Source organism: Streptomyces sp. NPDC048612 (assembly GCF_043199295.1).
Lineage (GTDB): Bacteria > Actinomycetota > Actinomycetes > Streptomycetales > Streptomycetaceae > Streptomyces.
The window spans coordinates 44,592-57,384 of sequence record NZ_JBICVV010000020.1 but is presented as its reverse complement, the minus strand read 5'-3'; the positions used below and the strand labels follow the sequence as shown (position 1 = coordinate 57,384).

Here is a 12,793-nt window from a genome sequence, read left to right as displayed (position 1 = left end):
AACGTCGTGCGGAACAACCGCGGCGCCTGCCTCCTCCCCCGACCGGAGGACAGGCGCCGCGGCGTCTTCACCCCCGGGTGCGGCGGCTACGCACCGCCGCGGGCGGCCGGGAAGCGCCGCTCCCACTGCCGTGCCATCTCCCGCGCGGGCGCCGGTACGGGCCGCGGCGGGGGAGTGCCCGGCGGCCGGAAGTCGTGCACCGGCGGATGCCAGGCCCCCAGGTCGGTCCGCCGGCCGCCGGGCGGCAGCACCCACCGCGGATCGGCGTGCACCCGCAGCACCTGCGCCTCGATCTGCGTCCACGCGCCGTCGGTGACCGTCCGCTCGCCGACCCGGCGCGCCTCCAACTGCACCGGACAGTGCACCAGTCGGGGCGGCCGCACCAGCTCGGACGGCTCCGTCCACGGCGCGTCCGCGGACGGCGGGGCACCCGCCCCCTCCTCGGTCCGCGTCCCGTCCGGCGGCAGATTGAAGACCACGTCCGGGCGTACCGCCAGATTGCGCGCGGTACGGCCACGGGCCGGCAGCCAGACGCTGACGACCGGTCCGAGCTCCCACCGGATGCGCAGCTCGACCAGCACGAATGTCCCGTCGTCGTTCTCGGTGGACAGCAGCGCCGGGGCGACCGAACTGCTTTTCTCCAGCGCGCCTTTCATGGTGCCGAGGATAGAAGCCGGTTGATTCGGTGCTCACCGAAATGTTATCAGAGGTTACTCTGTGTACATGAAACGATGGGACGCCGATCAGGAAAGCGTCGCGGAGACCCCCGATCTGGCCGCCCTCGCGGCGCTGCTCGCGGACCGCACCCGTGCCGCGATCTGTATGGCCCTGCTCGACGGCGGCACCTGGACCGCGGGCGAACTGGCCGAGTACGCCGCGGTGGCGCCGTCCACCACTACCGAGCACCTCAACCTCCTGGTGGCCGGCGGGCTGCTCGCCGAGGAGCGCCAGGGGCGGCGGAGGTATGTACGGCTGGCCGGGCCGGAGACCGCGGAGACCCTGGAGAACCTCGCCGGGCTCGCCCCGTATCGCCAGGTCCCCATCCGCTCCCTGGCCGAGGCCAACCAGCGCCGGGCGCTGCACCACGCCCGGACCTGCTACGACCACATCGCCGGCGCCCTGGGGGTCGCCCTCGCCGAGTCGATGACCGAACGCGGGCTGCTGGCGCGGGACTACGGGCTGGTGCTGACCGCGGCCGGCGCCGACTGGCTCGCCGCGCTCGGTGTCCCCGACGCCGTGCCGCCGGCCGCCCACCGGGCCCATGTCCGCACCTGCCTCGACTGGACGGTGCGCCGCCAGCATCTCTCCGGTGCGGTCGGTGCCGCGCTCTACCGGCACGCCCTGGAGCGCGGCTGGGTCGTCAAGGCGCTCGCCACCCGCATCCTCACCGTCACCACGGCGGGCCGGGCGGCCTTCCGGGCGCAGCTCGGGCTCCCCGACGAGGCGCTCTTCCCCTCCCTCGCGCTCCCGGCGCCGCGCGGCTGACCGGCGGGCTCGGCGGGCGCGGTGCCCGTCAGGCCTCGCCGACCTGGCTGATCCGGTCGTCGCCCAGCTTGCGCTGGGTGTCCTGGAGCAGAATCCGCAGCAGGCCGGCGAGCTGCTCCTGCTGTGCGGGGGTGAGGCCGTCGATCAACTCCGCCTCGCGGTGCAGTACTTGGCCGACGGTGGCCTCGACCCGTTCGTGGCCGGCCGGGGTCAGCTCGACCAGGACCGTCCGCGGGCGGCCCTCGCCGGGCCGGCGGGTCACCAGCCCCTCGCGCTCGGCGCGGGCCACCCGCTGGGAGACGGCGCCCGCGGTGACCATGGAGCGGCGGCCCAGCTCACGGGTGGTCAGGGTGTAGGGCGGGCCGCTGCGGCGGAGCACGCTGAGCAGGTCGAGGGTGGCCGGGTCCATCCCGGCGCGGGCCAGCACCCGCCGCCGGTCGTCGCCCAGCAGCTTCGCCAGCTGCCAGATCGGCGTCACGATCCCGATCGAGGAGACCGGGGTGCCGGGGCGCTCGCGTTCCCAGGCGGCGGCGATCTCCTCCACGGGGTACGGGGCGTGCTGCCCATGGTGGTCCTGCGCCTCGGGTTCTCTTGCCACGGGCCCTCCCGCCGATGTTATGTTCAGCTCTAAATTTAGACCTGAACGTGATGGACGGAGTTCAGCATATGTCACGCACCATCCTGGTCACCGGCGGCGGAACCGGCATCGGACGCGCCGTCGCCCACCACTTCGCCGACCAGGGCGACGAGGTCCTCGTCACCGGCCGGCGCACCGCGCCCCTGGAGGAGACCGCGGCCGGCCGGCCCACCGTCCGCCCGCTGGTCTGCGACCACACCGACCCCGCGTCGCTCACCGGGCTGCTCGCCCACCTCCCCGGACGGATCGACGTCCTGGTCAACAACGCGGGCGGCAACACCGACCTCGGCCGGGAGGAGGCCACCGATCTGGCCGCCTACGCCCGGGACTTCCGCGCCAACCTGGACGCCAACCTGGTCAGCGCCGTCCTGACCACCAGGGCCCTGGACGGCCGTCTGGCGGCCGGCGGCGCGGTCGTCCACATCGGGTCGATCGCCGCCGACCAGGGCGGCGGCGCCTATGGGGCGGCCAAGGCCGGTCTCGCCTCCTGGAACGCCGGACTGTCCCGGACCCTCGGCCCCCGCGACATCACCGCCAACGTCGTCGCGCCGGGCTACATCGCCGACACCGAGTTCTTCCGCGACCGGCTCACCGACGAGCGCCGCGACCAGCTGGTGGCCGCCGCGGCGGTGGGCCGCGCCGGGTCCCCGGACGACATCGCGGGAACGGTGGCCTTCCTGGCGTCCCCGGCGGCCCGGCACCTCACCGGACAGGTCCTGAACGTCAACGGCGGTACCCGCACCACCCGTTGACGCCCGGCCCCACCGGTACGGTGCGCCGCGGGTGCGGGGTTAGCCGCCCTCGGTGAGCCGGGCCGGGAAACCACCGGTCGCGATGGGGCCCCAGCGCAGCGGCGTCACCCGGATCAGCGACTTGCCCTGCTTGCGCATCGCCTCCCGGTACTGGTCCCAGTCCGGGTGCTCACCGGCGATGTTGCGGTAGTACTCGACGAGCGGCTCGATGGCGTCCGGGGTGTCGATGACCTCCGCCTCGCCGTCGACCTGCACCCACGGGCCGTTCCACTCGTCGGACAGCACGATCACGCTGACCGACGCGACCCGGCGGGCGTTGCGGGCCTTGGCGCGCTCCGGATACGTCGCCATCACCAGCCGCCCGGAGTCGTCCACCCCGCAGGTCAGCGGCGAGCCCTGCGGGGTGCCGTCGTTGCGGCGGGTGAGCAGGATCGCGCGGTGCCGGGGGCGGACGAACTCCAGCAGCCCGGGCAGTTCGACGTGGGTGGTGGTGGCGGTGGAAGGGCTCATGCCGAGGAGCCTAGGGCGTGGAACGCCCCCGGCGGCGGACCCGCGGAGTGAGCCCACCGCCACGTCGGACCGGCCGTCAGTTCTTGAAGAGTTCCTTGCCGGTGGCCGCGTCCACGACCTTGCGGTCACCCAGCGCGCTCTTGAGCCGCACCTTCACCTTGTCGGTGGCCAGCTGCTCGGTGCACATCCCCTTGGAGCTCTTCCGCTTGCCCCAGCCGGTGACCACCACCAGGTCCTTCGACTCGTGGCTGCGGGCACCGAAGCGGACATCGCAGGCGCTGTGCCCGACGGTGACGGTGATCTCCCGTACGTCCTTCTTCCCGGGGCGCTCCGCGTCGGCCAGCGGCAGTATCGCCTGCTGCCGCCCGGACACCGGGGAGACCTTCGGCCACTGCCGCACGATCTGGTCCGCCCGCTGCTCGAAGGCGTCCGGCTTCTTCGGCGGCGGCGCACTGCCCACGGTCTGCTGCTTCTGGCCGCAGCCGGTCAGGACGACGGCGCCGGACACCGCCAGGGTGAGCACGGCGGTGAGCGTACGGGTGCGGGAGAGGTGGGATCCTCGCATGACATGCCTCCTTGGTTCGGCGATGAGACGCACCAAAGGCAAGACAGGTTCCGGCCGCCTTCCGGCCTCGTGTACCGGGGCGCTTCCGCCGCCCGCGCAATCCGCCGACGGCGCAACTCAGGCGGCCGCCGGACCGGTCCGGCTAGCGTCCGGGCCATGGACGCACTCACCGCGATCACCCCCACCGTCTGGCAACTCCCCTTCCCCGTCGGGCACGTGTACCTCGTCGCCCTCCCCGACGACGGCTATGCCGCCGTCGACACCGGCCTCCCCGGCTCGGCCCCCGCCGTCCTCGGCGCACTGGCCCGGCTCGGCGGCCGGCCGGACCAGCTGCGGCAGATCGTGCTCACCCACGCCCACATCGACCACATGGGCTCCGCCGCCGACCTGGTCGCCGCCACCGGCGCCCGCGTACTGGCCGGCGCCCTGGAGGCCCCCTGCGTCCGCGGCACCGCCGTGCCCGCACCCGTACTCACCCCGGCGGAGCAGGCGCTGCACGAAGGGATCATGGCCGATCTCGCGGCCGCCGGACTCCCGCCGCTGCGCCCCGTCGAGGTCGACACCGAACTCCACGACGGGGACACCCTCGACGGCTGGCCGGAGCCGGTGAGGGTGCTGCACGTCCCCGGCCACACCCCCGGCGGGATCGCCCTCCACCTCCCGGAGAGCCGGCTGCTCTTCCCCGGCGACCTCATCGGCACCTCGCCCGACGGCACCCGGGCGGTCCTCGGCCCCTTCAACGTGGCGCGCGACGAGGCCATCGCCTCCTTCCGGCGGCTCGCCGCCCTCGACGAGCTGGACACGGTGTGCGTCCCGCACGGCGCCCCGCTCCGCACCGGCGCACGGGACATCCTCGCCGCGGCCACCCCCGAGAAGGACTGGCTGTGAGCGCCAACCCCGGGACGGGCAGGGGCCGGACGGGGTGGTGCGCCGCCACGGGACGGGGCGCGGGCCGCCGCGCGGGGAGCTGCGGCGGCGCACCGGCGGCACCCGTCGGCACGTGTAACGTCGGGCCGGGTGCGTGACCGGCCCCGGGAGCCGGCGCGCACGGGGAACCGAGGAGAGGCAGGCATGCAGCTGCACACCCACGAATGGGGCACCGGTGAACGGGTCGCGGTGCTGGTCCACGGCATGATGTCCGATCACCGCACCTGGTACCGGGTCGGTCCGGCGCTCGCCGACCGGGGCTACCGGGTGCTCGCCGTCGACCTGCGCGGCCACGGCCGCAGCCCGCGCGGCGCGTACGGCGCGGAGCTGTTCGCCGAGGACCTCGTGGAGACCCTGCCCGCCGCGCCCGAGGTCGTCATCGGGCACTCCCTCGGCGCGCTGGCGCTGTCCCGGGCGGTGGAGCGGCTGCAGCCCCGGCGGGCGGTGTACAGCGATCCGGCGTGGTCCTTCGCCAGGCTCGGACAGCCCGTCGACCCGGCCCTGTTCGTCGCGTTCAAGAGCGCCGACCGGGCGATGGTGCGGACCTTCAACCCGCGCTGGAGCGCCGCCGACGTCGACCTCGAACTGGCCACCGTCGCGGACTGGGACACCGGCACCGCCCTCGCGCTGTCCGCCGTCCACCTGCACGACCACACGCCCGAGAAGCCGGTCGTGCCGTCCCTGGTGCAGTTCGCGGGGGAGGGGTTCCTCTTCTCCGCGCAGGCGGCGGCCGAGCTGACCGAGCGGGGCTTCGAGGTACGGACGGTGCCCGGCACCGGCCACACCATCCACCGTGACGACTTCGACGGCTTCATGGCGGGCCTGGACGGCTGGGTCTAGCGCGGGAACGGAGCCGGGCGACCGGCCTCCCCCGGGCAGCCGGCTCCCCGTCAGGTGTCGCAGTCCAGCAGCGTCCTGCACAGTCCGCAGCGCGCCTGGAGGCGGCCGCGGACCGGCACCCGGACGCGCTGGTGGCAGGCGGGGCAGGGGAACGACACCCGCAGCGGCGACGGGCCCTCGAAGGCGTAGCCCTCACCGGAGGCGGGCGGCCGGTCCGTGCGCCGCGGGGCCTGCGCCGCCCGGCGGTCCTTGGCGTAGCGCAGCCGGGCGGCCCACCCGGCCCCGGCCAGCGGCGGCCGGCGCAGGTCCTGGCGGGCCCGCGCGGCGCCCGCCGTGTACGCGTCGTACGCCTGCGGGCTGGTGAACCACGGCGCCGGGTCCTCCCCGAAGAACCGGGCCCGTTTGGCGAGGACATAGCCGAACTCCTCCGGCGTCAGATAGCCCAGCTTCTGCGAGAACGGGCCGTGCTCCCGGTAGGCGTCCAGCAGCAGCCAGCCCGCGCCGAGATAGGCGGCGGCCGTGTCGGTGAGGATCTCGTTGTCGCGGGTGCCGGGGAACGCCAGGTCCAGGCGGTGCAGCGCGACATGCGTCACCTCATGGGCCAGCGCGGCGCCGATGTCCTTGCGGTGCCTGCGGAAGCGGTCGTTGAGCTCGATGAAGTACTCCGGGCCCGCGGTGAGTTCGACGTTCGCGGCGTGCTCCATCTCGCGGAAGGAGATCACCGCCCGCGCGTCCGGCAGATGCAGATGCCGGATGAGGGCGCCCGCCACCCGCTGCGCGCCCAGATGCAGGTCCTCGGTCTCGTCGAAGGCCACGTCGACCGGCGGCACGCTGGTGCCGAAGGTGCTCACCGTGTCGTACGAGAGGCGCTTGAACAGGGCACGGACGGCCGCACGCACCGTGTCGAGGTGGGGGTAGCCGTGCTCGACGGCCCGGTCGCCGGTGGTCACCCGGCCACTGTAGGGGAGGCCGGGAAAGTCCGGTATGAGCTGTACGGGCGTGGCGCGTACGGGAGTTGGCCGGATGCGCACCCTTGTCACCCTGATCGCGCAGTCCACATAATCACAGAGCGCTGTACGGACTCATCCCCCACTGGGTCCGGACGCCTCACGGTGTGCTGTCGTTTCGCGTGCGGTCTGCGACGGTCACGTCCGGGCTCCGGTGTTGGCATGGGCTCGTCATCGACGTGCAACCCCCCCACGAAAGGAAGCCCGTTGCGCAGCTACCGGAAGCACCTCAAGAGAGCCACTGCCCTCGGCGCGGTCGCCCTGGCCGCCTTCAGCCTCCAGCCCGGCTCGGCCTCGGCCGCCCCCTCCTCCGAACCCTCCACCAAGGTCGTCGGCGGCACCAAGGCCGACCAGGGTGAATTCCCCTTCATGGTCCGGCTGTCGATGGGCTGCGGCGGCGCCCTCTACGCCAAGGACATCGTGCTCACCGCGGCGCACTGCGTCGACGGCAGCGGCGACAACACCTCCATCACCGCCACCGCCGGCGTGGTCGACCTGGAGGACTCCGCCGCCGTCAAGGTCAAGTCCACCAAGGTCCTGCAGGCCCCCGGCTACAACGGCAAGGGCAAGGACTGGGCGCTGGTCAAGCTCGCCAAGCCGATAGACCAGCCCACCCTGAAGATCGCCGAGGACGACAAGCTCAACAACGGCGACTTCACCATCGCCGGCTGGGGCGCCGACAAGGAAGGCGGCGACCAGCAGCGCTACCTCCTCAAGGCGACCGTGCCGTTCATCGACGACGCCGCCTGCCAGAAGGCCTACGGCGACCAGCTGACCCCCGGCGACGAGATCTGCGCCGGCAAGCTCGACACCGGCGGCGTCGACACCTGCCAGGGCGACTCCGGCGGCCCGATGTTCCGCAAGGACGACGCCGGCCAGTGGCTCCAGGTCGGCATCGTCTCCTGGGGCGAAGGCTGCGCCCGCCCCGGCAAGCCCGGTGTCTACAGCGAGGTGAGCACCTTCGCCAAGGACATCAAGAAGGCCGCGGGCGAACTGGGCTGACCGCCCACCCGCACACCGAGGGCCCGGGGAGCGCTCCCCGGGCCCTTCGCCGCGCCGGAGCCCGGGACCTTGGTCCCGACGCGGCAGGGACCTCGGTCCGTCCACCCCGGGACCAAACGCCCGCTCCCGGCCGGGTCTTGTGCCGCCACCGATGACCCAACGGCCCCTGGGCGGCCCCGCGCGGACTGCCTAGCGTGAACGGCATGACCCCCGAGCCCCGCCGCCGCCCCCCGGCGCCCGACCGCGACCGCCGCACCACGATCTGCGCCGCACTGCTCCTCGCCGCCTCCGCCGCGGCCCTCGCCTATGTCCTGCTCGGCGGTCATCACGACCTCGTCGAGTCACCGGACGATGCCCCCTCGAACGCGGCCCGGGGCTGAGGCCTCCCGCACCCCCCACCGAGGGCCCGCCGGGCCGGCCCACGCGGCCCCCGCGCGCCCGCGGCGGGTCCCGCGCATGAGCACCCTGCCCCGATTCCCGGCGGACCTGCCGCGGCACCGCGTCGTGTCCGGGACGGCACTGGCGGTGCTCCTGCTGCTCCTCGCCGGGCTGGAGGCCGCGGCGATGACCCGTCAGCCCGTCCGGCCGCATGTGATCATGGCGGCCACCGCCGCCCTGGTCTGCCTGTGCGCGGTGCCCTGGGCCCGTGTCCCGCTGACCGTCCGGGCCGGCGCCGCGGCCGTGCTCTCCCTGACCGGGTCGGCGCTGCTGATCGCCGGACCGCACCCGCCGCAGGTGTGGGGCCTGGGCGAGGGCCTCGCCCTGCTCCTGCTGCTCGCCGGCGTGGTCCGCGGGGCACCCGGCCGCACCGCCGCCGTCCTCGGCCCGCTGCTGGGCCTGGCCTGTGTGCTCACCCCGCTGCGGGACCTCCACGCGGGCCTCTTCACCGTCGTCCAGGCGGTGCTCACGGTGGTCGTCACCGCCTACTCGCTGACCTTGCGCCGGCAGGACGCCCAGCGGCTGCGCGACCTCGCGGCGGTCCGGGCCGCCGAACGCCTGGAACTGGCACGGGAACTCCACGACCTGGTCGCCCACCACGTCACCGGCATCGTCGTCCAGGCCCGCGCCGCCCGCTCCACCGCCCTCGACGGACCGCCGGCCGCCGTCACCTTCGAACGGATCGAGACCGCCGGCAGCGAGGCACTGGGCGCGATGCGCCGGCTGGTGCGGGTCCTGCGCGAGGACGGCGCACCGTCCCACCCGCTCGCCGGGCTCGTCGAGGTCCGGGCGATGACCGACGCCTTCGCCCGCACCGGCCCGCCCGTCGTCCTCGCCCTCGAAAGCGCCGCGGCACAGGCGCTGCCGGCCGAGGTGGCCGCCGCCGTCCACCGCATCGTGCGCGAGGCACTCACCAACGTCCGCAAGCACGCGGCGGACGCCTCGGCGGTACGGATCGGCCTGCGGTCCGTGGCCCGCGGAGTGGAACTGCGCGTCGCCAACGACGGAGGCGCCCCCGCCCGCCTCTCCGAACAGGCCCGCGGCGGCGGCTTCGGCCTCGCCGGACTCACCGAACGGGCCGAGGCGATGGGCGGCCGGCTCACCGCGGGCCCGGCGGCCGAGGGCGGCTGGGAACTCACCGCCGTCCTGCCCCTCGACGGCGGGGCCACCGCCTGAGCCGCCCACTCCCCGCCCGCGCACGAACTGCTGGTCGCGCCGCGCCGCGCCCGCGCCGACACCGACGCCGACCCCGTCTACTGCAGCCGCCTCTTCACCCGCCGCGTCGGCACCGCCCCCGTCCGCTTTCGCGACCGCCAGGTCCACCCAGATCCCGGACCCGAACGACCCACCCCTGGTCAACGGGTTTGCCGGTGGCTGGGCGCCGTTCGCCTACGGCCTGTGGGTGGTGGGTCGGAGGGGACGCCCGGTAAGCCGTCCTCGGCGCGGGCGATGCTGGTCCCTGAGGTTCTTCGCCCCGTTGTTCGCTCCGGGTCCTGCGGGCGGCTCACCGGACATCCCCTCCGACCGCCGTTCGTACGCGGCTGACCCGCCGTACGGATCACCGTTACGGAAGACCCGTACGGCATCCCTTGGCAGGCAGCTGGTTCGGCCCCGCCCCGCAGCTTGGGCGCGGGCGCGTGTGGGGCTGTGAGGCGCGGTGTCACCGTCCGGCGGTCGGCAACGGGGGACGGTCGGAGGGGATGTACCGGGGACCGCCCGCAGGACCGGAGCGAACGCCGGGGCACTCAATCGCTCGTAGCCGCGTCGCCCGCGCCGAGGACGGGCCCCGGTGCGTCCCCTCCGGCCCCCGCGGCAACCACGAACTCCGCCACGGCGCAAGCCACCACCGGGCCCGCACCAACGGGTCGACCAGATCGCACCCCAAAGGGGCGCGGGGAACTGCGCGCTCAGCCCCAACCCCACCCGCAGCCAAAACAACGGCCCCCAAACCCCCGTGCACCGCCCACAGCCCATACGGCAGCATGGCAACATGCCCCAACTGCAGCGCGACGAGGCGCAGACCCGAGCCCGACAGATCGACGTGCACCGCTACGAGATCGCCCTCGACCTCACCCAGGGCGAGGAGCGCTTCGGCTCCCGTACGGTCATCCACTTCACCGCGCGTACCGGCGGCGACACCTTCATCGAGCTCAATCCCGCCGAGCTGCACTCCGCCACCCTCGACGGCAGCCCCCTCGACCCCGCGGCCCTCGACGACAACCGGTTCCCGCTCACCGGCCTCACCCCCGGCGCCCACGAACTGCGCCTGGACGCCACGATGCGCTACTCCCGCACCGGCGAGGGCATGCACCGCTTCACCGACCCCGCCGACGGCGAGAGCTACGTCTACACCCAGCTGTTCCTGGACGACGTCCAACGCGTCTTCGGCGCCTTCGACCAGCCCGACCTGAAGGCCGAGTTCACGGTCACCGTCCAGGCGCCCGAGGACTGGACGGTCCTCGCCAACGGCGTCACCGAGCACCTGGGGGAGGGCCGCTGGCAGGCCGCGCCCACGCCCCTCATCTCCACCTACCTCGTCGCCGTCGCCGCAGGCCCCTGGCACTCCGTCCGCACCGAGCACGCCGGCCTCCCCTTCGGCATCCACTGCCGCCGCTCCCTCGCCCCCCACCTGGACGCCGACGCGGACGAGATCCTCGACCTCACCCGCCGCTGCTTCGACCGCTACCACGAGATCTTCGCGGAGCCGTACCCCTTCGACTCCTACGACCAGGCCTTCGTACCGGAGTTCAACGCCGGCGCCATGGAGAACCCCGGCCTGGTCACCTTCCGCGACGAGTTCGTCTACCGCTCCGCCGTCACCGACACCGAACGCCAGACCCGCGGCGTCGTGATCGCCCACGAGATGGCCCACATGTGGTTCGGGGACCTGGTCACCCTCCAGTGGTGGGACGACATCTGGCTGAACGAGTCCTTCGCCGAGTACATGGGCTACCAGGTCCTGGCCGAAGCCACCCGCTTCACCGACACCTGGACCGACTTCGCCGTCGCCCGCAAGGGCTGGGGCTACGACGCCGACCAGCGCCCCTCCACCCACCCCGTCGCCCCCACCCCCGAGGACGTCCCCGACACCGCCTCCGCGCTCCTCAACTTCGACGGCATCTCCTACGCCAAGGGCGCCTCCGCGCTGCGCCAACTCGTCGCCTGGATGGGGGAGAAGGACTTCCTCACCGGCATCAACGAGCACTTCGCCCGGCACCGCTTCGGCAACGCCACCCTCGCCGACTTCCTCGACTCCCTCGCCCGCGCCACCGACCGCGACGTCCACGCCTGGGCCGAACGCTGGCTGCGCACCACCGGAGCCGACACCCTCACCCCCGTCGTACGGGAGGCCGCGGACGGCAACTGGAGCGTCTCCGTCGAACAGACCGGCAGCGACGACGGCACCCGCCCCCACCGGCTCACCCTCGGGCTCTACGACCACGACCCCGCCACCCCCGGCCGCCTCGTGCCCCGCGAACCGCTGTCCTGGGACGTGCCCGAAAGCGGCGTCCACCGGGCCACCGGCGGCCGCCCCGCCCTGCTCCTCCTCAACGACCAGGACCTCACCTACGCCAAGGTCCGCGTCGACCCGGTCTCCTGGGACACCGCCCTCGGCGCCCTCTCCGGCCTGCCCGACCCGCTGACCCGCGCCGTCGTCTGGAACGCCGCCCGCGACATGGTCCGCGACGGCGAACTCGCCCCCACCGCCTACCTGGACGCCGCCCGCGCCCACCTCCCGCAAGAGACCGACCTCGCCCTCGTCCAGGGCGTCCTCGCCTTCGCCCGCACCGAGATCGCCGACCGCTACCTCCTGCCCACCGAACGCCACGCCGCCCTCACCACCCTCACCGCCCTCAGCCGCGACATACTCCGCCGCACCGAAGGCCCCGAGCACGGCGCCGAAGCAGGACTGCGGCTCACCGCCGTACGCGCCTTCATCGACAGCGCCACCAGCCCCGAAGGCCTCCAGGACTGGCTCGACGACGGCAGCGTCCCCGGCGGCCCCCGCCTCGACCCCGAACTCCGCTGGCGCATCCTCCGTCGGCTCACCACCCTCGGCGCCGGCCCCCTCGGCGAACTCCGCGCCGCCATCGACGCCGAACTCGCCCGCGACCCCAGCGCCACCGGCCGCGAGGGCGCCGCCCGCTGCCGCGCGGCCCTCCCCGACCCGGACGCCAAACAGACCGCCTGGGACGCCCTGTTCACCACCGACAGCGCGGCCGCCCTCTCCAACCACCTCTTCACCGCCACCGCCACCGGCTTCTGGGCCCCCGAACAGCACGACCTGCTCCGCCCCTACGTCGACCGGTACTTCACCGACGTCCCCGCCCTCGCCGCCGCCCGCGGCCCCGCCCTCGCCAAGGCCGCCGGCCGCTACGCCTTCCCCGCCACCGCCGTCGAGGACCACACCCGCCGCCTCGCCGAGGACTGCCTCGCCACCGGCGACCCGGTCCCCGCCCTGCGCCGCAGGCTCGCGGACCAACTCGACGACCTGCGACGGGCGTTGCGGGTACGCGCCGCAGCCGGCGGCGCCTGACCCGGAACCCGGCACACGGGTGCCGCCGGACCGGCGGCCGGCGGCACCCGAACACCAGCGGTACACCCGTCCCACTTACGGGTGGTATGACCG

Annotated in this window: 13 protein-coding genes; 8 read left to right on the top strand and 5 right to left on the bottom strand. The window is 74.1% G+C overall.

What is annotated here, in order from left to right:
• Positions 1-86: 86 nt before the first annotated feature.
• On the bottom strand, positions 87-656 hold the full coding sequence (locus tag ACGFN2_RS26330) for a hypothetical protein (RefSeq protein WP_362610301.1): 570 nt from the start codon (positions 654-656) through the stop codon (positions 87-89).
• 67 nt (positions 657-723) lie between these two features.
• On the opposite strand from ACGFN2_RS26330, the gene ACGFN2_RS26325 reads away from it, so the two are divergent.
• Positions 724-1,485, top strand: coding sequence for an ArsR/SmtB family transcription factor (locus ACGFN2_RS26325; RefSeq protein ID WP_393364516.1), 762 nt, complete (start codon positions 724-726; stop codon positions 1,483-1,485).
• Positions 1,486-1,513: 28 nt separating this feature from the next.
• Here ACGFN2_RS26325 and ACGFN2_RS26320 read toward each other — a convergent pair whose 3' ends face one another.
• The gene (locus ACGFN2_RS26320; RefSeq protein WP_362610306.1) at positions 1,514-2,083 is read right to left on the bottom strand and encodes a MarR family transcriptional regulator; all 570 of its coding nucleotides are present in this window, start codon (positions 2,081-2,083) and stop codon (positions 1,514-1,516) included.
• Between the two features lie 68 nt (positions 2,084-2,151).
• Here ACGFN2_RS26320 and ACGFN2_RS26315 point away from each other — a divergent pair, with 68 nt between their 5' ends.
• Entirely contained in the window at positions 2,152-2,874 is a 723-nt protein-coding gene (locus ACGFN2_RS26315; RefSeq protein WP_362610308.1) for an SDR family oxidoreductase, read from the top strand.
• Positions 2,875-2,913: 39 nt separating this feature from the next.
• On the opposite strand, the gene ACGFN2_RS26310 is transcribed toward ACGFN2_RS26315, so the two are convergent.
• Complete coding sequence (locus tag ACGFN2_RS26310; RefSeq protein ID WP_393364512.1) at positions 2,914-3,384, bottom strand: PPOX class F420-dependent oxidoreductase; 471 nt, start codon at positions 3,382-3,384, stop codon at positions 2,914-2,916.
• Positions 3,385-3,460: 76 nt separating this feature from the next.
• Positions 3,461-3,949 carry a hypothetical protein gene (locus tag ACGFN2_RS26305; protein ID WP_362610314.1) on the bottom strand — a complete coding sequence of 163 codons (489 nt, stop codon included), beginning with the start codon at positions 3,947-3,949 and terminating at the stop codon, positions 3,461-3,463.
• Positions 3,950-4,105: 156 nt separating this feature from the next.
• On the opposite strand from ACGFN2_RS26305, the gene ACGFN2_RS26300 reads away from it, so the two are divergent.
• Together ACGFN2_RS26300 and ACGFN2_RS26295 are read left to right on the top strand one after the other, a co-directional pair.
• A complete protein-coding gene (locus tag ACGFN2_RS26300; RefSeq protein WP_362610315.1) occupies positions 4,106-4,837 on the top strand; it encodes an MBL fold metallo-hydrolase in 732 nt (243 codons plus the stop codon).
• A gap of 183 nt (positions 4,838-5,020) precedes the next feature.
• Positions 5,021-5,716: an alpha/beta fold hydrolase gene (locus ACGFN2_RS26295; protein ID WP_393364509.1), complete on the top strand. Its 696-nt coding sequence runs from the start codon at positions 5,021-5,023 to the stop codon at positions 5,714-5,716.
• 50 nt (positions 5,717-5,766) lie between these two features.
• Here ACGFN2_RS26295 and ACGFN2_RS26290 read toward each other — a convergent pair whose 3' ends face one another.
• Positions 5,767-6,666 carry a hypothetical protein gene (locus tag ACGFN2_RS26290; RefSeq protein WP_393364506.1) on the bottom strand — a complete coding sequence of 300 codons (900 nt, stop codon included), beginning with the start codon at positions 6,664-6,666 and terminating at the stop codon, positions 5,767-5,769.
• A 264-nt stretch (positions 6,667-6,930) separates the two neighbouring features.
• Here ACGFN2_RS26290 and ACGFN2_RS26285 point away from each other — a divergent pair, with 264 nt between their 5' ends.
• From ACGFN2_RS26285 to pepN, 4 genes are all read left to right on the top strand, one after another.
• Positions 6,931-7,725 (top strand): serine protease, encoded by a 795-nt coding sequence (locus tag ACGFN2_RS26285; RefSeq protein ID WP_362610322.1) that lies wholly within the window; start codon positions 6,931-6,933, stop codon positions 7,723-7,725.
• A gap of 203 nt (positions 7,726-7,928) precedes the next feature.
• Complete coding sequence (locus tag ACGFN2_RS26280; RefSeq protein ID WP_362610325.1) at positions 7,929-8,105, top strand: hypothetical protein; 177 nt, start codon at positions 7,929-7,931, stop codon at positions 8,103-8,105.
• A gap of 76 nt (positions 8,106-8,181) precedes the next feature.
• Positions 8,182-9,339, top strand: a complete 1,158-nt coding sequence (locus ACGFN2_RS26275) for a sensor histidine kinase (RefSeq protein WP_393364503.1) — start codon at positions 8,182-8,184, stop codon at positions 9,337-9,339.
• Between the two features lie 814 nt (positions 9,340-10,153).
• Positions 10,154-12,700 carry an aminopeptidase N gene (gene pepN, locus ACGFN2_RS26270; protein WP_393364500.1) on the top strand — a complete coding sequence of 849 codons (2,547 nt, stop codon included), beginning with the start codon at positions 10,154-10,156 and terminating at the stop codon, positions 12,698-12,700.
• The last annotated feature ends 93 nt before the right edge of the window (positions 12,701-12,793 follow it).